This is a genomic window from Acidobacteriota bacterium, from assembly GCA_029861955.1.
In the GTDB taxonomy this organism is placed as follows: domain Bacteria; phylum Acidobacteriota; class Polarisedimenticolia; order Polarisedimenticolales; family Polarisedimenticolaceae; genus JAOTYK01.
This window is the reverse complement of record JAOTYK010000016.1, coordinates 83,690-102,303: the sequence shown is the minus strand read 5'-3', so window position 1 is coordinate 102,303 and position 18,614 is coordinate 83,690. Positions and strand designations below refer to the sequence as shown.

Sequence of the window (18,614 nt, the reverse complement as noted above, 5' to 3'; positions counted from 1 at the left end):
GCTATGTCTACGTGTCGACCTCCCGGGCGTCACGGCAGACGAGGTCGATATCCAGATCGAGAACGGCATGCTTCGACTTCGTGGTGAGCGCGGCGTCGACGAGAGCGAAACCCGGGAGAACCACATGCGGGTCGAGCGACCTCATGGTCCTTTCTCCGTTCAGGTGGCGCTCCCGCCCTCCGTCGACGCACAGCGGGTTCGCGCAAGTCATCGAAACGGCGTGGTCGAGGTTGAGTTGCCGAAACGGCAGCATGACCCGCCCAACCGGATCGACATTACCCCCAGATAGATTCATTTCGAGTGTCCCCGGTCGACCGTGGTGGCCCTCCAGCGGCCGAAGGGGTACGCTGCGGTTTGCCGCGACGCGGGACCGGAGAAGCTACAAGGATGGATGGCATGAGTAACGACGTCGAAGAAGAGGGCGCCGAGGAGTTCAAGGTCAAGGATCGCCGTCACTGGGCGGACGAGGATGGACTCGGCGACGAGGACCTGGCGGAAACTGCCGCCCCTGCCACACCGACGATCATCGATGAATACCGTGATCGAACGGAGCGCGCCGAGCAGAAGCTCCAGGACTACATTGACGCGTTCAAGGGGTTCAAGGACGAGCAGGAACAGGTTCGAGCGCGCCTCGATCGCGACGTGAATCGTCGCGTCGCGTTGAAGTTCGGGGAGCTGGTCGCAAGTCTCCTGGAGTCCCTGGACGAACTGGATCTCGCGCTTCGCCATGCGGAGGGCATCGAGGCGGCCAGGCCACTCGCAGAAGGGATCGCGATGACACGTCGACGCTTCCTCCAGACTCTCGAGAGCCACGGAGTGCAACCGATCACCCCCGACGGTGAGCCCTTCGACCCCAATGTCGCCGAGGCACTGCGCGTGGACGCGGTCGATCGATCCGATGCTCACGACCGTGTTACGGAGACGCTTCGCACGGGCTATCGACTCGGAGACCTCGTGATTAGACCCGCCCGCGTCGCCGTGGGTCGTCACGGGTGAACGATCGCGCCGCAGCCGGTGGAGCGGCTGCCTACCTAAGAGTCACCCGCCCATTCACGCTACTCCCACCGCTCCTGGGAGTGGTCTCCGGCGCGATAACGGCCTGGGGTTCCGACGCAAACCCACAGCGCCTTGCCGGTCTCGACCCACAACTCACGGTGAGCATCGTGCTTACGGTGGCGTTGGGATCGCTCTGTGCGGGGATACTGAACGCGGCGTCAAATGTCATTAATCAATACTACGATATCGAGAATGACCGGCTAAACAAGCCACATCGACCGCTTGTAACGGGTGTCATCCCCATGCGGTCCGGTTTCCTCTACGCCCTCGTTCTCTACGCCCTGGCAGTCATTCCGACGTGGTGGGTGGTGGTCTTTCCGTACGAGGGACTGACCGCGCGCCTGTTCTCGCCGCTAGAAACCCACGAGTGCTTCTTCATCTATCTCGCTGGAATGTTGTTCACATTCGTATACAGCGCGCCGTTTGCCGGACGCACGAAGGCGCACACGTATCTTGCGAATCTCACGATCGCCGTGCCGCGAGGCTGTTTGCTGAAGGTCGCGGGTTGGTCGATGGTGGCATCCGTCCTTCGATTTGAACCGTGGTTCATCGGCATCGTGTTCTTCCTATTCTTGCTGGGTGCCGCATCGACCAAGGACTTTTCCGACATGAAAGGCGACGAGGTCGCGGGCTGTACAACGCTTCCCATTCGATTCGGAGTCGTACGTGCCGCTCGGATCATTTCGCCGTTCTTTGTCGTGCCCTGGTTGTTGATTCCGGTCGGAGCGTGGATGTCCGACCCGTTCGCACCGGGACAGACGATTCTTACGGGGAATCCGTGGTTGCTGACGACGCTCGGAATCGTGCTGGTCGTCTGGGGGACCTACACGGTCTCCCTGATCTTGAAGGACCCGCAGGCCCTCGCCGAGAGCGAGAACCACCCGTCCTGGACTCACATGTACCTGATGATGATGGCGGCGCAGGTCGGTTTCGCGGTGGCGTACCTCGTCCCCTGATTACGACAACGGCAAGAATCGCATCACGAGAACAGCTGTCAAAGCACCGACGGCCGTATTCGCGAAATTGACAAGCTCGTTGTCGATCCGCTGCACCCTCTCCAGAGTCGCCCCCAGGTAGGACTCAAACGTGGTGCCGACAAATGCACCACCGATCACCGCGATCGACGCGTAGATGCCATGGAGTCCGCTGATCCAGCCAACCACCGCCACCAGGGCTGCGCCGAGGAGTCCGGCAAGTGTTCCTTCGACCGAGACCGCACCCTCGGTTCCCGGCGGCACCCGACGCAGGGACGTCACCAGGAAATGTCGGCGGCCGTAGGCCTGACCGATCTCCGACGAGACCGTATCGAATGCCGCCGTGGCGAACGCTGCGGCCAGAGCGATGAGATACAGGTCGGTCCGTCCCGTACTGAACGCCAGGAAACCACAGACAACGGGCACCGAAGCATTGGCAATCGCGTTGCCGGCGCCCCGACGCCCCCCTCGCTCCTGTGCGATGCCCAGGGCGCTCTTCCGAGAGAAGCCGAGCTTCGTCGAGAGCGTTCCAAGCACGAAGAATGTCAGCAAGAGTAGCCAGGCCGGCCAACCGGCGAATCCCCAGAGCAGGGTCCCGATCAACCCACCCGCGATCGCTCCGGATCGGCCCACTCCCCCGACGGCCATCGCGACCAACGCCAGCGGAATATTGACCGCGAGGCCGATCGCGAATTGCCAACTCGACGCTGAAGCGCCGGCCACCAGTCTTCCCGGCTCGACCAGCGTCGCCAGAGCGAAGGCCGATGCGCCGAAGAGCGTCACGAGGATGTTGTCGTCGATGCCCGTATCGAGGGACTCCACGAATCCGACGATCGTCGCGCAGACAACGCATGCCACCAGCAACCAGATCGTCTCGTTGACTGACCCGTCCGCCATCGTCGCCGCGACGAACGACTGTCCGATGTCCGCGACGTTCCCGCTACCCGCCACGACGTCCGCGATCGCGGCCTGGGTCCAGCGAATCACGACCGCCGCGCCGAGTCCGCCGTACAGGATGAAAGCAAGAAAGCCACTCCAGCTCTTCTCGGCATTCCACGGCAGCTGCGGGCCACGAACGACCCGACCGATGACCGACGCCATGCCGTCTCCGAAGGCCAACAGGATCCAGCAGGCGGCGGCCAATTCGAGGCGGTTGTGGAAGATCAGGATCAGCGCCAGGACTGCCATCGGATAGACCGCGATCCCCATCGAGAATCGGCGTTGACGCTCCTCGGGGCGGAGGAGACGACCACCGGTCATGCGGTGGACGAGGAACAGGTTGAAGAGAATGGCGATCACGGCGATCCCGGCAGCTTGCACGGGTGTCAACCAGCGAAGCAGGAAGGCACCACCGCCCATCCCGATGTGAACCGCCTTGCGGGTCAACTCCGTTCCGAGAGGAGTCACGACAACTTTCCCGTAGCCTTTAACCACTCGACGGTCCGACTCATGGCCTCGGCGAAAGGAGTGACTCGATAGCCCAGCTCACGTTCCGCGAGGGCGGAGGAATAGGCCCACTCCCGGCGATAGATCCGGACGACCTCGTCGGTCAGTTCCGGCTCGCTCCCCGTCATCATCGCCCGCCAACGCTGTACGCGACCTACCCATCCGGCGATCCCGAACGGAATATGTCGACGAGGCACCGGGACCCCGGACAGGCGTTCAAACTCCGTCAAGAGTTCGACGACCGTCCGATTCTCGCCGCCGAGGATAAACCCCTGTCCGCGACTCGCACGCGAAACCGCCTGAACGATCCCGTTTACGACATCGTCGAGGTAGGCGAAGCACTGGCGTCGATCGCCCTTGCCGAGGATCCCAGGCAGCTTCCCATCGGCGTGTTGCAACAGGAGTTTGACGACGTGATTGCCGTCCGTCAGGGCGCCTGGGCCGAATACGACCCCTGGGTAGATTCGGACGAGATCGACGTCCGTCTCTCCTGCGTGACGAGCCATCTGATCGGCGATCCACTTCGTACGATGGTAGTCGTTGTAGAACTCCGTCGCCTCCGGTCGGTGACTCTCGTCAAGAGGTTCAGCGTCGCTGGGACCCAGCGCGATGAACGACGAGACGTACAGAAGCCGAGTGTCGTGACGCCTCACCGCTTGCAACACGTTGTTCAATCCGCTGACGTTGACCCGATCGAACTGCGTGGAATCCCGGACCCACTGCTTGACGAGTGCCGCCGCATGGATCACGACGTCGCACCCCGCAGCCGCCTCGAGTAAAGACTCTGCGTCGGTGATGTCCCCGACGAAGACACCCGCTCTAGCGGGACGATTCGTCCAGCGAGCCTCGTCTCGAACGAAGCCCAGGACGTCGTGTCCATCGCCGCAGAGTCGCTCCACGACCGCCCCGCCGAGGAAACCGCCTGCACCGGTCACGAGTATCTTCATGCCTCTTCTTCCAGGGTTCGGTTGGCCTCGATCCAGGATAGGTACTGGGTCAGAGCGACGCGCCAGGGTCGGGGTTGGGTTCCGGTGAGGGCCCGAAATCGCGAGGTTTCAAGAACGGAGAACTTCGGACGCGGTGCGCCACCCGGCCTGTCTTCGCACAGGCGAAGTTGGGTCGTCTTGTGGAGACCGGCCCGACGGAGAATCTCAGCGGCGAACTCGTAGCGTGTGCAGACCTCGTCATTGGCAAAGTGGACCAATCCCTCGGCCTTGCACGCAAGGAGTTCCATGATGGCCGCGGCCAGATCCGGTGCGTACGTCGGCGAGGACTTTGACCCACAGACCATCTCGACCTTTTCGTGCCCGCGAGCCTGGGCCAACACGCGCGTCACAAAGTTTGGTTGCACTCGGCGTGACGGGCCATACACCGTTGACGTTCGTACGACCAATGCGGTCGCGTCGGCTTCCAGTACGGCCCGTTCGCCTGCCAGCTTTCCTCTCCCGTAGACCTGCAGAGGACCGGTCGGATCCGTCTCCGTATACGGGCGATCACTGCGTCCGTCGAACACGTAGTCCGTCGAGACGTGGACGAAACGGATCCCCCGTTTCGCACATGCACCGGCCAGTACGCCTGGCAACTTGACGTTCAACAACCACGCCTCGTCGGCTCCGTCAGCTGTTTCCGCACCGTCGACATCGTTGTACGCGGCCGCGTTGATGATCGTTGTCGGCGCGTAAGACTCGACGTGTCGTTCAGCCTCGTCGATGAGGCTGAGATCCCACTGGTTTCGTCGCGGCGCCCGGCTGGGCTCTCCCTTGCGGGCCAGCTGGACGACGAGGGCCGTCCCGAGTTGACCCGATCCACCGAGAACCAGCGTGTTGTTCTTCGACGTCATGGAGCGTCAGTACCTCAGATCCAGAAGCTTGCCGATCCCGGTCAGATCGATACGAAAGTAGAGATCGCGACGATCGCTCGTGCTGAACTGGCGATCGATGCGCTCGACGAACACCGTACAGCACTGGGTTCGATAGGTCAGTCGCCAGTGGTGATCCGGCACCCGCTTCTGCCCGTCCTGCGGATTGACGTCCAGCGTGCCGTCAAGGTCCAGCTGCAGTTTGCCGCGGAACAGGCTGAAACCGGTTGTCAGCCTCAACTGGGTATCGTCCTCGCGCGAAGAGAATATCGGGATGGTGTTTCCCATGCCGTCGTCCATCGTTCCGGTTTGCAAGACACCGAGACCGTTTCGATGAACAAGGGAGAATCGGACCCGGGCGAGCTGGCTACGGATGGAACCGGACACCGACGTGTCCGCGAATGCGTTGTAGAGGATGTGGTAGTTGCTACGGACATCGAGACTCGTCCGCGGAGACGGATTGTAGCGGCCGGAGAGGGCGATATTGCTGGCCTTGGATGTGGTCTCGTTGACTCCGTCGGAATCCAGGTCGGCGAAGGTCACGTCGTCATCGAACGAACGCGACTGGGACATCGTGAACGTCGCGATCTCGAGTGGTTCACGGTTCACCGGAGTCGAATCTTCGGAGCCGTTCGCGAGCGACTGGGGTGAGGGCTGAGGGCCGTCGGCCAGCGGCGGGGCGGCGCTCCGAGACCCGTCGGGCAGGACGATGGTCTCGCCCGTTCCCGGATCCTCGTCCGGCTCGGCCTGGGCACGTTTCGCAAAGAGCCGCTGGACCAGCGCATAGTTGAGTCGGCTGCCACTGCCCTGAAACCGATCGATTTCGTCGTAGAGCACGATCTCGTCGCTGCGGTCATAGGGCTCGAGGTACCCGTAGCTCATCCGGGTTTCGATCGCGTGCTTGTACGCCGACTGGGAGGGATCATTCGGGTCGCCGAAGATTCGGGAGATCTTGGGGCCGATGATCTCGACACCCGCGCCCAGGAGTCCTCGGGTCAACGACTCATCCTGGACCTCGATGGGGGTCCCGAACACGCCGCCCGAAACTTGACGCTGGGTGTAGTGGGTCACACGGTATTGAAGTGTGGGGTTGATATCGAGCCACGGTGCCGCAGACCAGTGAAGCGTCAAGGTCGGGAATAGATCGCCGCGAAAATAGTCGGCATCGATCGACCGGCCCTGTTGCTCGCCACGTTGCTGGATCGACGCAATCGACGATTCATAGCTCAGGTAGAACGGCGACCGGCCCAGCTGACGGCTTCTGCCACGCCACTCGATCTCGGGCAGAGTCTGCTGGACCAGCTCCGACCCGTTGGACAGGAGTTGCTCGCGTCGCAGCTCCCGCACGTTCGTACTGGTCCATTTCCCGTTCCGAGAGAATTCCAGACGCGCCAGAATCGTCGGCGAACTCACCAGATTCAACTGACGCTCAAAGTCTGTGAAGTAGTCGAAATCCGACACCAGGTTGATATCGGCCACCATCCTGAATCCGTTTCGAAACGTCTGGCGTTGGTTGAACTGCGCGCGATAACGACTCTTGCCCGCGACCTGGTCGTTGATGAAGAAGCCGTTGAAGTAACCCTCGCCGTTGCGGTTCGGAATGAAGCGAACCTCGGTGCCGGCCCCGAACCCGGCCTCGGTGTAATACCGTCCCTGCACCGTCATATCGGCGCTTCTCCCGAGTGGAATGAACAGCTCCTGGGAGATCGATTCTCCCCTCTCCTCGCTACTGTGGAACTGCGGCATCAGCAGACCCGCCGCGCGATCTTGTTTTACCGGCCAGACCAGATACGGCAGGTAGATGAACGGCACCCGACCCGAACGCAGCCTCACGTTGACCATGCGGGCGTAGCCGTCAATTCGGATCGTCGCGCTGGAGACGGAAAACGACCAGTAGGGAACGGGCTGGGTACAGGTCGTGACGGTGGCGGTGCGCAGACGGATCGTCTCGTCTCCGATCTTCTCGGCCGTCTTCGCCCAGAAGATGAACTGGTTGTCGACGTGCCCGATGACGTCTTCGAAGATCCCATGCTGATCTTTCAGGGAGTAGGTCGCCCGATCACCGAAGATCCGATTTCCACCCCAGATCACAAGCACATTGCCGGAGGCCTGGACGATCTCGTCCGGTGACAGGGACATCCGATCGGCCTGGATCTGAGCGGTGCCGTGTCGGATCGTGACGGGACCGTCGAACTCGAAGGTCCCGTCGGCGGTCTCCTTCAACTGCCCCTTGAAGCGGATATCCAGACCGGCCGGAAGCCGGCTGTCCTCGACCCGTGATGGATCGCCGGCGACGCCGTCGGTGGGGGGCGGGTCCTGGGCCAGGATCGGGAGCGCCCACGCGGTGATCAGCAGCACCGCAAGAGCCCAACTCGGTCGAGACCCACCGTCTTTCTGCCGCGTCATTCAGGGAGGCCTCAGGCAGCGGGCGAACCCTTGAATTCTAACAGGGCCACCGACCTGTCGCTTAGAACTGGTCCTGGAAAGCGATGTAGCTATCGGGGAGCCCGGGAACCTGTCGGTCGTCCCCCGCCCCGAGGGTTCGTAGCATCGGCACCATCCGTCGCCGGGTCTCGGTTCGAAGCGGCAGGTCCTTCAGCGCGGCGGCCAGTTCCGGCTGGATCCAGCCGTAGCAACGACGGGCACCACGACTGGCCGCAGCTCCCAGCCCGGCCCGAACAATCTCCGCCATCCACTCGATCGAGCCGCCGGCAGCGCCGACCTCCCGGAGGTTCCACTCGCCCGCGCCCTCGATACTGAACAGGTAGCCGACAAACCGTCCGTCTCGGACCGCCACCTCCAACCGCTGACGCGACCGGTTCCCGGTCAGCCGCCGAAAGAACCCCTGTGCTCGATTCAGAATGAAGTCCCAGTGGTCTTTGTCGCGGACGATGGAAAACCGACGACCCTCGGTGTAAGCCCGGTGCGCGTCGACCACGTCGTCGACAGCGGCGGGCGTGAGAGACCGCAACTCGATCGAGGATGGGATGCCGGCCGTCGCCCCGGAGATTCGCATCCAGTGTTCGTCGGCGCCCAGCTCCTGGAATCCGAGTGTGCGGTAATAGCGGGTCCCGATATCGGAAAACAGAAGGGCCAGGGACGCACCGTCTTCCGCTGCAACCTCCAACACGCGCTCGATCAGCTCTCGGGCGTACCCGCGTCGACGCAGAGACGCGGGCGTAAAGATCCCTGCCAGCGCCGCGATCCGCGACTCGTGGCCGTCCCAACAGAGCCGGGGTCGATAGAGCTTCAGGCTGGATAGGACGTTCCCGTCGCCGTCATCGAGAACGTAGTAGGTCGCATGGTCCCGGACCCAGTCCGTCCTGCAGAGCTCTATCCAGAGATCGAGGTAGGCATCAGGATCCAACCCGCCGCCCCACAAGACATGAGTCTGCCCGGAGAGGGTACGAACCTGGGCGTCACTCGCGATCGCAAGTCGGTGCATGGAGCCCAGGATAGCCCCACGGGAACCGGGTCAGGCGTCTTCGTGAGGACACGTGCAGCGCTCGAGGCGCCGCGAACAGGCGAAGCAGTGACCGTTCCGCTCAAAGAACTCGACCATCTCCTGCTGCCAGGCATCCAGAATCGAGAGACGGTCGAGGGCCGTCAGATGACTCGACACCGAGGCATCACCCAACCAACCTCGCATGTTGGAAAGGGAATTGTGATACGCCTGCCTGAGATCGAAGATGGTCATGATCGCTGTACGTCCGTGGGGTCCCGGTCTGCGTCGGGTCGGGTCGATCGCGGTGTGGTTCCGAAGGGTCATGGAATTCGTCCCCTGATGACTGTACGTCGAATTTCCTTCGGTGCGCGATTCATTCTGCTCTCTCGCGGTGAATGTTCAGCAAATCGACGGATCCACCGCCCGCTGTGGAAAAGCTGTGGATCTTCGCGGAATTCCTGTTGAACCGTCGACCGCGGCGCCCTTCTGATTAAAAAGGGCCGGAGAATAGGTCATTCTCCGGCCCAGGGTTTTCCACAAGGGGTCGCGACTCGGTCAAACTCCGAGAAACTCGCGAAGGTCGTTGCATTCCTCGGCCGCCTGGATCTTCTTCAACGCCGTGGCCTCGATCTGACGGACACGCTCTCTGGACAGCCCCATCACGCGTCCGATCTCCTCGAGGGTGTAGGGCATCTCCCGTCCGATTCCAAACCGCAGGCGGATGATCTCCTGCTCCCGCTCGCTCAGAACCTTCAGCGTGCTGTTGACCTTCTCACGAAGTTCGCGATCGACCGTACGCTCCAGCGGACACGGCGCGTTGACGTCGGCCACGAAGCGCATGAGCCCCGGGCTATCGTCATCGCCGGACATGTCCTCCAGAGCCTGAGGCTCCGGAACAACGCCGAGGATCTCCTCGACCTTGGTCACCGGCATCTGCATCTTCTTGGCGATCTCGGCAGGGGTCGGCTTGCGGCCGAGTCCCTCTCCAAGCTCCTTGGAGATCCGCGAGATCTTCTTGATCTTCTCGTTGACGTGAACCGGAATCCGAATCACTCGGGCCTTGTCGGCGATCGCACGCTCGATCGCCTGCTTGATCCACCAGTAGGCATAGGTCGAGAATTTGTTGCCACGTTCGTACTCGAACTTCTCCACCGCCTTCATCAGGCCGATGTTCCCCTCCTGGATCAGGTCCATGAAGGAGATTCCGTGGTTCAGGTACTTCTTCGCCAGATGAACCACCAGACGAAGATTCGCCAGAATCAGCGCATCGCGGGCGTGATCGACGTGAAGCTTGTGTCGTTTGATCTGCTTCGCAATCGTGTTCAGACGGGTCTCGTTGCGATGCTCACGGTGATACCGAACAATCTTGGCGTAGAACCGCTCCATGTCATCCAGCGGCCACTCCCGGCCCCGCTTGGGACCCTCGGCGTCGTTCTCGAGACAGTGCTCTCGGCAGGCCACGGATAGACGGAGCGCCTGCTTGGCGATGCCCTCCCGACCCTCCTGGAGCTCCCGAGCCAACTCGACTTCCTTGCCCTCGTTGATGAGCGGGGTGGACCCCATCTCGCGGAGATAGATCGGCAGGATCGCGGCCGTCGGCTTCTCCGGCACTCGACTTCGTGAGACCACGCTGGGACGGCGTCCGGCGGCGACGGTCTCCGGTGCGTGTTCGGCGGCCCGTTCGCTGCCGGGCTCGACCTCACCGGGGTTCTGTCGAACGACGACCTCGGCGGTCTCTTCGTCCACCACGCTTGCTTGATTCTGATTGCGAGACATAACGCTTACCTTCTTTCACCCACCCACGGGCGTTCATGGGACCGGTCTCGGTGGGCTCCCCCCAACGTGATCCCTGCCCCTTACTCCTATGAAAGAATCGGGCCAACCCGACGTCCCCCATCGGCATTCCGATGAAGATTCGCTCCCGGGCTCGTCTTTGCTGGAGTTGAGTCGCCCTTGGTTTACTACGAAAAGGACGCGGGTGGAAACAAAAGATCCCAGTCCTCGATCCTTTTGCAGGCTAAGATGTCCATTTTGGCGCACTTAACCACGAAAGATCGGAACCCCGTCGTTTCGGCATAGTCCGGCTCACGGGGTCGGGCACCCGGTCGCTGTGCTAGGGTGCCGCCCATGGACGGAGTGCGCGCCGCGTTAGCTCAGATCGCCCCAAAACTCGGCGATATCGACGCCAACCTCGACCTCCATCTCGAATGGGTGGCGAAGGCGGCCGACCAGGGCGCCCGACTGATCTGTTTCCCCGAGCTCTCGCTGACCGGTTACCACCTGCTGGATCAGGTCCCCGAGGTCGCGCTGCCGACCGACCATCCCACCCTGAAACGACTGGCCGACGCATCTCGTCGGATCGACATCGTCGCCGGGTTCGTCGAGCAAGGCGCGGGCTACAAGTTCTTCAACAGCGCCGGATATTTTTCCGGGGGTGAGCTGTGTCACCTGCATCGGAAGCTCTACCTGCCCACCTACGGAATGTTTCAGGAAGGCCGTGAGTTCGCGGAAGGTCAGCAGGTTCGACATTTCGATGGGCCGATCGGTCCGACCGGACTATTGATCTGCGAGGACCTGTGGCACGGTTCCGTCCCATGGATTCTTGCGCAGCAAGGCGCCGAGATTCTCATCGTGCCGTCCAACAGTCCGACACGAGGGGCAAAACCGGACCGAGGAGTTACCAGTGTCGACGTCTGGGGTTCGCTCCTCGGAGTGACGGCACAGTTTCAGACCTGTTGGGTGATCTTCGTGAATCGTGTCGGTAGCGAGGACGGGCTGATCTTCGGCGGCGGCTCCATGGCCGTGAACCCGTTTGGCGTTCGTGTGGCCTCCGCGCCGGCTCTCGAAGAGTCCCTCACCATGGTCGATATCGACGCCGGCAGCGTACGACGAGCTCGAACGGCCTATCCATTGCTACGCGACGAGCGTCTGGACCTTGCGGATCGCGAAATCCAGCGGATCCGACGACTGCGCTACGACCTCCCGGACGAAGAATCGTGAAAGATCTGCTGGCGATCGACGGACACTGGACCGCGGAACTCCTGACCCGATTCTTGCGCGTTGAGTTGGAACGAACCGGTCTGCGGGATTTTGTCGTCGGGCTGTCCGGTGGGATCGATTCCGCGGTCTCGACAGCTCTCGCGGCACGGGCCGTCGGGCCGGATCGGGTCCACGCCTACCTCCTCCCCTATCGACAGAGTTCCGCAGCGTCCATCGACGATGCCCTCGAGGTCGCAGAAAACCTGGCGCTGAAAACGGAACGTGTCGACATATCGCCGATGATCGATGGTTTCGAAGAAGCGTCGGGAGATGTGGGTCGTCACAGACTGGGAAACGTGATGGCCCGCGCGCGCATGACGATTCTCTTCGATCGATCGCTGAAACGGAACGCCCTGGTGTTGGGAACCAGCAACAAGACCGAGTTATTGCTTGGTTACGGCACGCTTCATGGCGATCTGGCCTCGGCACTGAACCCCATCGGCGATCTCTACAAGACCCAGGTCCTCGCCCTCGCCGAGTTCCTGGAACTTCCGGAGAGCGTCCGGAAGAAGCCTCCGTCGGCCGACCTGTGGCCCGATCAGACGGACGAGGACGACCTGGGTTTCAGTTATGAGCGGATCGACCGTCTCCTGATCGCGATGATCGACCAACGCCATGACGACGAAGTGCTAATCGCGGCCGGCTTCGAGCGTTCGATGATCGACGATGTGCGTCAACGAATTGTGCGGACGCAATTCAAGCGGATGCCTCCGGTGATCGGCAAGGTCAGCCTGCGGACCATCGGCTGGGATTTCCGCTACCCTCGAGCGTGGAAGAGCTGACGCCGAGTCACGGGCCGGTGGATCGCACAGGCTCCGGAACCGGTAACTCGGGTCCGATCCCGAGCATCCTGGATGCCGTGTGACACATCACGCAGGTCTGGCGAACCCAGGTGTACTGCCGCGACACGTTGGGGAGATCGTCCACACCGGCCAACTCTCGCGCTCGATCGACCGTCGCATGAAACGCCCGATCCAGATTGCGGACCCGATCGTCGTAACGACTGTCGGGTTCCACCTGAATCGGACGGCAGTTAGCCTCTAGACGATCCAGAGCCGCCCGCGCACAGGCACTATCTTCTCGCGCGAGGCACTTGGCGGCATCGCCGAGCGCGACGGTAAGCGCTTCCCCATCGACGTGGATCGGGGGTTCAGTCTTCGCGGCTTCCGCGACCTTCTCCGGAGCGGGATCCGCCGCGCCGAGCAAGAGAACGGCGAAGATCGTCGCAAAGAGAATCCAACTTCCTCGATTCATGAACGCCCCTCCAGAGGTCTATTAAAGGTACCGCAGGAACCGCAAATCCGCGATTCTGACGTCGTGATACCCTGCCGATCGTGTCGGGCAGGCTGTATGTCATCGCAACACCGTTGGGCAATCTCGAGGATCTATCCGAGAGAGCGCGGCAGACATTGGGAGCGGTGGATCTGATCGTCTGCGAGGATACCCGCCGCACCGGTCGACTCCTGGCCCGGTTCAAGATCGACACACCTCGACGATCCAGCCACCGATTCAACGAGGCCCGACGACTGGCACCGCTCCTCGGAAAACTCCATGAAGGCCATGACATCGCGTTGGTGACCGACGCGGGAACCCCCGCGATTGCCGATCCGGGCGCGCTCCTCGTTGCCGCCGCTCGCGAGGCCGGGATCGTCATCGTCCCGATTCCGGGCCCGTCCGCGCCGGCAACGCTCCTCTCGATCAGTGGCATCTCCGCGGACCGCTACGTCTTCGACGGCTATCTTCCTCATCGCGCGGGCGAACGGCGGCGTCGCCTCCGGATCCTCGCGAACGAGGAACGGCCCATCGTTCTCTTCGAGACTCCCCATCGGATCGCGGATACGCTTTCCGACATGGCCGGAATTCTCGGCGAACGCGTCATCGTCCTGGGTCGCGAACTCACCAAGCTTCACGAGACGGTTCTGCGAGGATCGGCGTCAGAACTGCGGGCACAACTACCCGATCCGATTCGCGGAGAGTTCGTGATGGTTCTCTCGCCGACGACGGGCGGCGCGGCGGGTCCCGACGACGCCGACGCCGACGCCCTCGCGAAAGAGTGGGAGGCCGCCCTCGAGGCCGAGGACGGAGACCCTCGACGGGCCTTGCGACGCATGTCACGCGACCGCGGCCTCCGACGCGACGAGTTGTCGAGGCAGCTCGCGGAGCTGGGACTCGGACCGACCGCCGATCGGTGACCGACTGCTATAGTCCGCGCTTGCGGAGACTTCACATTGGCGAAACCGACAAAGACTGAACCACTCCTGGCGAGCAATCGGAAGGCCTCCCACGAGTATCACCTGATCCGCCGTCTCGAGGCCGGCCTCGTACTGATCGGTCCCGAGGTCAAGTCCGCGCGTGCCGGCAAGGTCAATCTGAAGGAAGCCTACGTCCAGATACGACAGGGCGAGGCGTGGCTGCTACAGGCTCATTTCAGTCCGTACAGTCACGCCCGAAATATCGAGGTGGATCCCGTTCGACCTCGCAAGTTGCTGCTCCACGCCAGTGAGATTCTCAAACTCGAGCGTGAGATGGCGGCCGGGGGCATGACGCTCGTACCGACCAAGCTCTACACGAAGGAAGGGAGAATCAAGCTCGAGATTGCGCTTGCCAAGGGTAAGAAGCTTCACGACAAGCGGGACGCCAAGAAGCAACAGGAGGCGGACCGGGAGATGGATCGGGCTCGCTCGTCACGCGTCGTGAACTAGACCCTGTGCCGCGGTCGGTTCCTTCCGAATTACCTCGCGGAGCTCTGCGGTCATTCCGTCGACCGTCGTGACACAGAAGACCGCTCCATTGGCGTCGGGCAGCGCGGGAATCTCGCAACGGGTGGCAAGGCAGCCATCCTCTCCGGCCGTCCCGCGCCCCAACTCCAGTCGACGTCCGTCGGTGGCCACCAGCCGCACGACCACTTCCGCACCCGTCATCGGACGCTCGCTATTGGCCTCGATGACACGCATTCGCAAGATGGATGATGCGTCTTCGACGATCTGCGGAGGATGGGTCCATTCCAATGCCAGTCGATCGACGGCCTGCTGGTCGCCAAGATAGCCAAGGACCACCTCATCCAGACTACGGTCGGTGATGACTCTGTGCCCGAACGGCTTCGGTCCTTCGGAGTCGAACTTGCCGTTGTAGATATCGCGAATCGTGGCTTTGTGCTGTGTCTCCAGGAGACGCTGCACGGCCTTTTCGTTGTAGTCGTCGGTCCCCACGATTTCTTCGTAGGACGTCTGACGCTTGGCGATGATCTCGCCACCGGTATAGATCAGAGTTTCGATCAGTGGGTTGTTGAGACCGCGATCCTCCGTCTGGACGTGAAACACACGTCCCTGGTGATCGATGTCCATGTTGTATCCGGTGATCATGATCCTCTAGAAGTTAAATTTTCTTCGTGTGAAAAGTCAAGAACAGGCGAAAGTGTCACCTATCCGGGGCGCTTAGCGCCCGTTGACCCACCTACGCCGACCGCTGATCGATTTCCAAAGGTCGGTGCCACCGCGTGCCGCTACAATTCCCGGGCGCCACACCCGAACCGTTGAATTCCTGGGAGAATTGATGAACGCAGCTGTTTCACTCCGTGGGCTCCGAAAGACGTTCGGCGACCATCGCGCCGTGGACGACCTGTCCTTCGACGTCCCGGAAGGCACCATTTTTGGCCTCCTGGGCAGGAACGGTGCCGGCAAGAGCACGACCATCCGGATGATCATGGACATCATCCGACCCGACACCGGCGAGATCCAGGTCTTCGGTCATCCGATGGCCGGAGAAGTTCGGGATCGCATCGGCTATCTCCCCGAAGAGCGCGGCCTGTTCCCGAAGATGAAGGTGATTGACGCCGTCGAATTTCTGGGGAGCATCAGTGGCCTTTCGATCGCCGACGCACGGAAGGCCGGCAACGATTGGCTCGACCGACTCGAGCTCGGCAAGTGGAAGACGCACAAGGTCGAGGAACTCTCGAAGGGAATGCAACAGAAAGTCCAGTTCGCCGCAGCGGTCCTGACCCGACCGTCGCTGCTGATTCTGGACGAGCCGTTCTCGGGGATGGATCCCGTCAACCAGGACATCTTCAAGGACCTGATGCTGGAGATCAACCGTTCGGGCACCACGATCATATTCTCGACGCACGTCATGGCCTCTGCCGAGCGGCTCTGTCGCGAGATCGCATTGATCGATCAAGGCAAGGCGGTCCTCAATGGGTCGCTGGCATCGATCAAGGAGAAGTTCGGCAACAACTCGATCCAGCTGGAGTTCGATGGGAACGCAGACTTCTTGTCGTCTCTCAGCGGCATCGAACGCATCGATCGCTACGAGCGATACGTGGAACTACTGCTCGCCGACAGCACACCTCCCCGAACGGTCCTCGAGGCCGCTATCGCACACGTTGAGATCAAACGATTCGAGATCATGACGCCGACGCTTCACAACATCTTCATCCAGCAGGTCGGACAGGAGCCGAGCGATGCATAACGTGTTCATGATCATTAGACGCGAGTACTTGCAGCGCGTTCGGAAGAAGTCGTTCTGGATCGGAACGCTCGTGGTCCCTCTGTTGGTGGGACTCATGTTTCTTGGACAGTTCGCGATGATGATGATCAAGACCGAAGACCAGCGGCACATCGCGATCGTGGACAATGGCGCCGGGGTCGCCGGTCTGCTCGCCGAACGTCTCGGCGAAGAGACCTTCGAATCGGGGGAGCCGGCCTATGTCGTCGAGTCGTTCATCACCTCCGACGATCAGGATTTTCAGGCTGCGATCGACGACCAGAAGGCAAGAGTTGCCAGCGACGAGATCTTCGGCGTCGTCACGATCGGCGATCAGATATTCGAGAACGAGAATTTCGGATTCCAACTGAAAAACGTCGGCAACGAACGGGCCGTCCAGAGCATCGAGAACGAGCTCGAGGACATCGTCGTTTCGCTACGCCTCGAACAGAGCGAACTTGGCATCGATCGGGAACTTCTCGACCGCGTCATGTCACCGGTCCGCCTCGACACGTATCAGGTCAGCGAGACGGGTGAATCGAAGAAGAAGGGGTTCATCGAGGCGTATATCGGCACGTTCGCATTCGTCATGATTCTCTACGTAGCGCTGCTGTTCTACGGCATCGCGATGATGCGCGGCGTTCTGGAAGAGAAATCCAATCGCGTCATGGAAGTCCTACTGGGGTCGGTCTCTGCCGAGCAGCTGATGAGCGGCAAGATAGTGGGCATAGGACTCGTCGGTTTGACACAGATGTTGATATACGCCGTCACCGGCGGCACCCTGCGATTCATCGTGGCGGCCCAACAGATCGATGGAGGATTGACCGGAATCCTCGACGCGTTTGCGCCGATGAAACTGATCTTCTTCGTCATCTACTTCTTGCTGGGCTATACGATGTTCACGTCACTCTTCGCGGCTGTCGGGGCGGTCTGCAACACGGAGCAAGAGGCGCAGAATCTTCAGTTCCCGGTGATGATGGGCGTCGTCGTCCCGATGCTGATGACGTTCTTCTTCGTGTCCAACCCGGGCTCCACGCTGGCCACGACATTGTCCCTGGTACCGCTGTTCACACCCATGTTGATGTTCATGCGGATCAGCGTTTTGACGCCCCCTGCGTGGCAGATTGCGCTGTCAATTTTCTTGATGCTCGGGACGATCTGGTTCCTATTCAAGATGGTGGCCCGGATCTTCCGGGTCGGGATCCTGATGTACGGCAAGCGTCCGACGGTGAAGGAGATCTTTCGCTGGGCCCGGCAACCGGTCTAGCGGAATCGGCAGCCGATCAGGGTGTAGGCCAGGCGGGCCGCCAGGAAGTCTGCGTGGTGTAGCTGTGGTCGTGGCGCCAACTCGACGATGTCGGCGGCAACCACATTGCACTGCTGACAAAGCCGGTCGAGGAATCGGACCACCGGATCCCATCCCACGCCACCGGGCTCCGGCGTGCCCGTCGCCGGCAGGATCGCAGGGTCGAAGCCATCCAGGTCGAGGGTCAGGTAGACCGGGCACCCGTCGAGACCCTCGAGGAGACGCTCCATCCATCCGTCGCCTTCCATCTCCCACGCGTGGATCCAGAGCGAGTCGGGATCTCGGGCCATCCGGTCACGCTCCTCGACGGAATAGGCCCGAATCCCGAACGCTCGAACGGCGCTAGCGTGTTCGAGGCTGCGAGCCATGGCACAGGCATGATTGTCGGCCCGTCCATGGAAGGTCTCACGCAGGTCGGCGTGGGCGTCCAGTTGGACCACGGTCAGCGATGGATGCCGCTTTGCGCAAGCCTCCACCAGCCAGGGAGTGATGGAGTGCTCGCCACCTAACGAGAGGAGCCACTTATCGTCGTCGAGGTAGTTTGTCGCGGCCCGGACCACGGAGCCCCGATCGGGGCTCTGGAGCGGCTCTGCGGTCCAGACCCCGGCGCGCCACGGCTCGCGGTCGAATCGTTCGTCGTACAGTTCCAGGTGTTCGGAGGCCTCGAGGATCGCGTTGGGGCCCTGTGCGGTGCCCGACTCCCACGAGACCGTCGCCTCATGAGGGATGGGCAGGACAACCACCCGAGACGACTCGTAGGGACCACGAGCCTCGTCTTCGAGAAACGGGCGGAATGTGAAGCTGTCCGGGCTCATAATGTCCCACGCTCTAAAGACGGGCGAGAGGACGGAGCTGCCTCCAAAACACTCCGTCCCTCACCCGGCGGTTGTCGCCGTCGTCTCCGAGGGTCCCGTTCCCGTCGACGCCGGATGAGGGCAACGCCCTCGCCGCGGGTCCACGGATTGCAAGCCCCGGGCCACGAGGGCCGAATGAATTCCCTGGGTTTACGAA

Annotated in this window: 19 protein-coding genes; 9 read left to right on the top strand and 10 right to left on the bottom strand. The window is 61.8% G+C overall.

Annotation, left to right across the window (positions count from 1 at the left end):
* From OES25_10005 to OES25_09995, 3 genes are all read left to right on the top strand, one after another.
* Positions 1 to 289: Hsp20/alpha crystallin family protein (locus tag OES25_10005; GenBank protein ID MDH3627976.1), on the top strand; the 289-nt coding region annotated here is incomplete at its 5' end.
* 107 nt (positions 290 to 396) lie between these two features.
* Positions 397 to 996, top strand: a complete 600-nt coding sequence (gene grpE / locus OES25_10000; GenBank protein MDH3627975.1) for a nucleotide exchange factor GrpE — start codon at positions 397 to 399, stop codon at positions 994 to 996.
* Entirely contained in the window at positions 993 to 2,012 is a 1,020-nt protein-coding gene (locus tag OES25_09995; GenBank protein MDH3627974.1) for a UbiA family prenyltransferase, read from the top strand. The genes grpE and OES25_09995 overlap by 4 nt, the downstream gene beginning before the upstream one ends.
* Here the strand turns inward: OES25_09995 and OES25_09990 are convergent, their stop codons facing one another.
* The 7 genes from OES25_09990 to OES25_09960 all read right to left on the bottom strand — a co-directional run bounded on the left by OES25_09990 (position 2,013) and on the right by OES25_09960 (position 10,555).
* Complete coding sequence (locus tag OES25_09990) at positions 2,013 to 3,437, bottom strand: DUF92 domain-containing protein (GenBank protein MDH3627973.1); 1,425 nt, start codon at positions 3,435 to 3,437, stop codon at positions 2,013 to 2,015.
* On the bottom strand, positions 3,434 to 4,423 hold the full coding sequence (locus OES25_09985; protein MDH3627972.1) for an NAD-dependent epimerase/dehydratase family protein: 990 nt from the start codon (positions 4,421 to 4,423) through the stop codon (positions 3,434 to 3,436). Before OES25_09985 ends, OES25_09990 begins: the two co-directional genes overlap by 4 nt.
* Positions 4,420 to 5,316, bottom strand: a complete 897-nt coding sequence (gene rfbD / locus OES25_09980) for a dTDP-4-dehydrorhamnose reductase (protein MDH3627971.1) — start codon at positions 5,314 to 5,316, stop codon at positions 4,420 to 4,422. The genes OES25_09985 and rfbD overlap by 4 nt, the downstream gene beginning before the upstream one ends.
* Before the next feature lie 6 nt (positions 5,317 to 5,322).
* On the bottom strand, positions 5,323 to 7,740 hold the full coding sequence (gene lptD / locus OES25_09975) for an LPS assembly protein LptD (GenBank protein ID MDH3627970.1): 2,418 nt from the start codon (positions 7,738 to 7,740) through the stop codon (positions 5,323 to 5,325).
* A 61-nt stretch (positions 7,741 to 7,801) separates the two neighbouring features.
* On the bottom strand, positions 7,802 to 8,779 hold the full coding sequence (locus tag OES25_09970; GenBank protein ID MDH3627969.1) for a GNAT family N-acetyltransferase: 978 nt from the start codon (positions 8,777 to 8,779) through the stop codon (positions 7,802 to 7,804).
* 30 nt (positions 8,780 to 8,809) lie between these two features.
* Positions 8,810 to 9,103: a hypothetical protein gene (locus tag OES25_09965; protein ID MDH3627968.1), complete on the bottom strand. Its 294-nt coding sequence runs from the start codon at positions 9,101 to 9,103 to the stop codon at positions 8,810 to 8,812.
* Between the two features lie 231 nt (positions 9,104 to 9,334).
* Positions 9,335 to 10,555 (bottom strand): sigma-70 family RNA polymerase sigma factor, encoded by a 1,221-nt coding sequence (locus tag OES25_09960; GenBank protein MDH3627967.1) that lies wholly within the window; start codon positions 10,553 to 10,555, stop codon positions 9,335 to 9,337.
* A 351-nt stretch (positions 10,556 to 10,906) separates the two neighbouring features.
* Here OES25_09960 and OES25_09955 point away from each other — a divergent pair, with 351 nt between their 5' ends.
* Together OES25_09955 and OES25_09950 are read left to right on the top strand one after the other, a co-directional pair.
* The gene (locus OES25_09955; GenBank protein ID MDH3627966.1) at positions 10,907 to 11,779 is read left to right on the top strand and encodes a hypothetical protein; all 873 of its coding nucleotides are present in this window, start codon (positions 10,907 to 10,909) and stop codon (positions 11,777 to 11,779) included.
* Positions 11,773 to 12,600 (top strand): NAD+ synthase, encoded by an 828-nt coding sequence (locus tag OES25_09950; protein MDH3627965.1) that lies wholly within the window; start codon positions 11,773 to 11,775, stop codon positions 12,598 to 12,600. Before OES25_09955 ends, OES25_09950 begins: the two co-directional genes overlap by 7 nt.
* Positions 12,601 to 12,607: 7 nt before the next feature.
* Here the strand turns inward: OES25_09950 and OES25_09945 are convergent, their stop codons facing one another.
* Positions 12,608 to 13,072: a hypothetical protein gene (locus OES25_09945; protein ID MDH3627964.1), complete on the bottom strand. Its 465-nt coding sequence runs from the start codon at positions 13,070 to 13,072 to the stop codon at positions 12,608 to 12,610.
* 80 nt (positions 13,073 to 13,152) lie between these two features.
* On the opposite strand from OES25_09945, the gene rsmI reads away from it, so the two are divergent.
* Both rsmI and smpB read left to right on the top strand, forming a co-directional pair.
* Positions 13,153 to 14,010, top strand: a complete 858-nt coding sequence (gene rsmI, locus OES25_09940; GenBank protein MDH3627963.1) for a 16S rRNA (cytidine(1402)-2'-O)-methyltransferase — start codon at positions 13,153 to 13,155, stop codon at positions 14,008 to 14,010.
* Between the two features lie 36 nt (positions 14,011 to 14,046).
* The gene (gene smpB / locus OES25_09935) at positions 14,047 to 14,520 is read left to right on the top strand and encodes an SsrA-binding protein SmpB (GenBank protein ID MDH3627962.1); all 474 of its coding nucleotides are present in this window, start codon (positions 14,047 to 14,049) and stop codon (positions 14,518 to 14,520) included.
* Here the strand turns inward: smpB and OES25_09930 are convergent.
* A complete protein-coding gene (locus OES25_09930; protein ID MDH3627961.1) occupies positions 14,503 to 15,180 on the bottom strand; it encodes a hypothetical protein in 678 nt (225 codons plus the stop codon). The genes smpB and OES25_09930 overlap by 18 nt on opposite strands.
* A gap of 190 nt (positions 15,181 to 15,370) precedes the next feature.
* Here OES25_09930 and OES25_09925 point away from each other — a divergent pair, with 190 nt between their 5' ends.
* On the top strand, positions 15,371 to 16,282 hold the full coding sequence (locus OES25_09925) for an ATP-binding cassette domain-containing protein (GenBank protein ID MDH3627960.1): 912 nt from the start codon (positions 15,371 to 15,373) through the stop codon (positions 16,280 to 16,282).
* Complete coding sequence (locus tag OES25_09920) at positions 16,275 to 17,564, top strand: ABC transporter permease (GenBank protein MDH3627959.1); 1,290 nt, start codon at positions 16,275 to 16,277, stop codon at positions 17,562 to 17,564. The genes OES25_09925 and OES25_09920 overlap by 8 nt, the downstream gene beginning before the upstream one ends.
* On the opposite strand, the gene speB is transcribed toward OES25_09920, so the two are convergent.
* Positions 17,561 to 18,418 carry an agmatinase gene (speB, locus tag OES25_09915; protein ID MDH3627958.1) on the bottom strand — a complete coding sequence of 286 codons (858 nt, stop codon included), beginning with the start codon at positions 18,416 to 18,418 and terminating at the stop codon, positions 17,561 to 17,563. The two genes, OES25_09920 and speB, sit on opposite strands and share 4 nt — an antisense overlap.
* Positions 18,419 to 18,614 lie beyond the last annotated feature (196 nt).

Excerpts from the sequence above, each read along its gene's own strand:
- lptD (MDH3627970.1), bottom strand. The coding sequence starts at position 7,740 with ATGACGCGGCAGAAAGACGGTGGGTCTCGACCGAGTTGGGCTCTTGCG.
- OES25_09960 (MDH3627967.1), bottom strand. The coding sequence starts at position 10,555 with ATGTCTCGCAATCAGAATCAAGCAAGCGTGGTGGACGAAGAGACCGCC.
- OES25_09985 (MDH3627972.1), bottom strand. The coding sequence starts at position 4,423 with ATGAAGATACTCGTGACCGGTGCAGGCGGTTTCCTCGGCGGGGCGGTC.
- OES25_09970 (MDH3627969.1), bottom strand. The coding sequence starts at position 8,779 with ATGCACCGACTTGCGATCGCGAGTGACGCCCAGGTTCGTACCCTCTCC.
- OES25_09965 (MDH3627968.1), bottom strand. The coding sequence starts at position 9,103 with ATGACCCTTCGGAACCACACCGCGATCGACCCGACCCGACGCAGACCG.
- speB (MDH3627958.1), bottom strand. The coding sequence starts at position 18,418 with ATGAGCCCGGACAGCTTCACATTCCGCCCGTTTCTCGAAGACGAGGCT.
- OES25_09920 (MDH3627959.1), top strand. The coding sequence starts at position 16,275 with ATGCATAACGTGTTCATGATCATTAGACGCGAGTACTTGCAGCGCGTT.
- OES25_09925 (MDH3627960.1), top strand. The coding sequence starts at position 15,371 with ATGAACGCAGCTGTTTCACTCCGTGGGCTCCGAAAGACGTTCGGCGAC.
- OES25_09955 (MDH3627966.1), top strand. The coding sequence starts at position 10,907 with ATGGACGGAGTGCGCGCCGCGTTAGCTCAGATCGCCCCAAAACTCGGC.
- OES25_09930 (MDH3627961.1), bottom strand. The coding sequence starts at position 15,180 with ATGATCACCGGATACAACATGGACATCGATCACCAGGGACGTGTGTTT.
- OES25_09945 (MDH3627964.1), bottom strand. The coding sequence starts at position 13,072 with ATGAATCGAGGAAGTTGGATTCTCTTTGCGACGATCTTCGCCGTTCTC.
- rfbD (MDH3627971.1), bottom strand. The coding sequence starts at position 5,316 with ATGACGTCGAAGAACAACACGCTGGTTCTCGGTGGATCGGGTCAACTC.
- grpE (MDH3627975.1), top strand. The coding sequence starts at position 397 with ATGAGTAACGACGTCGAAGAAGAGGGCGCCGAGGAGTTCAAGGTCAAG.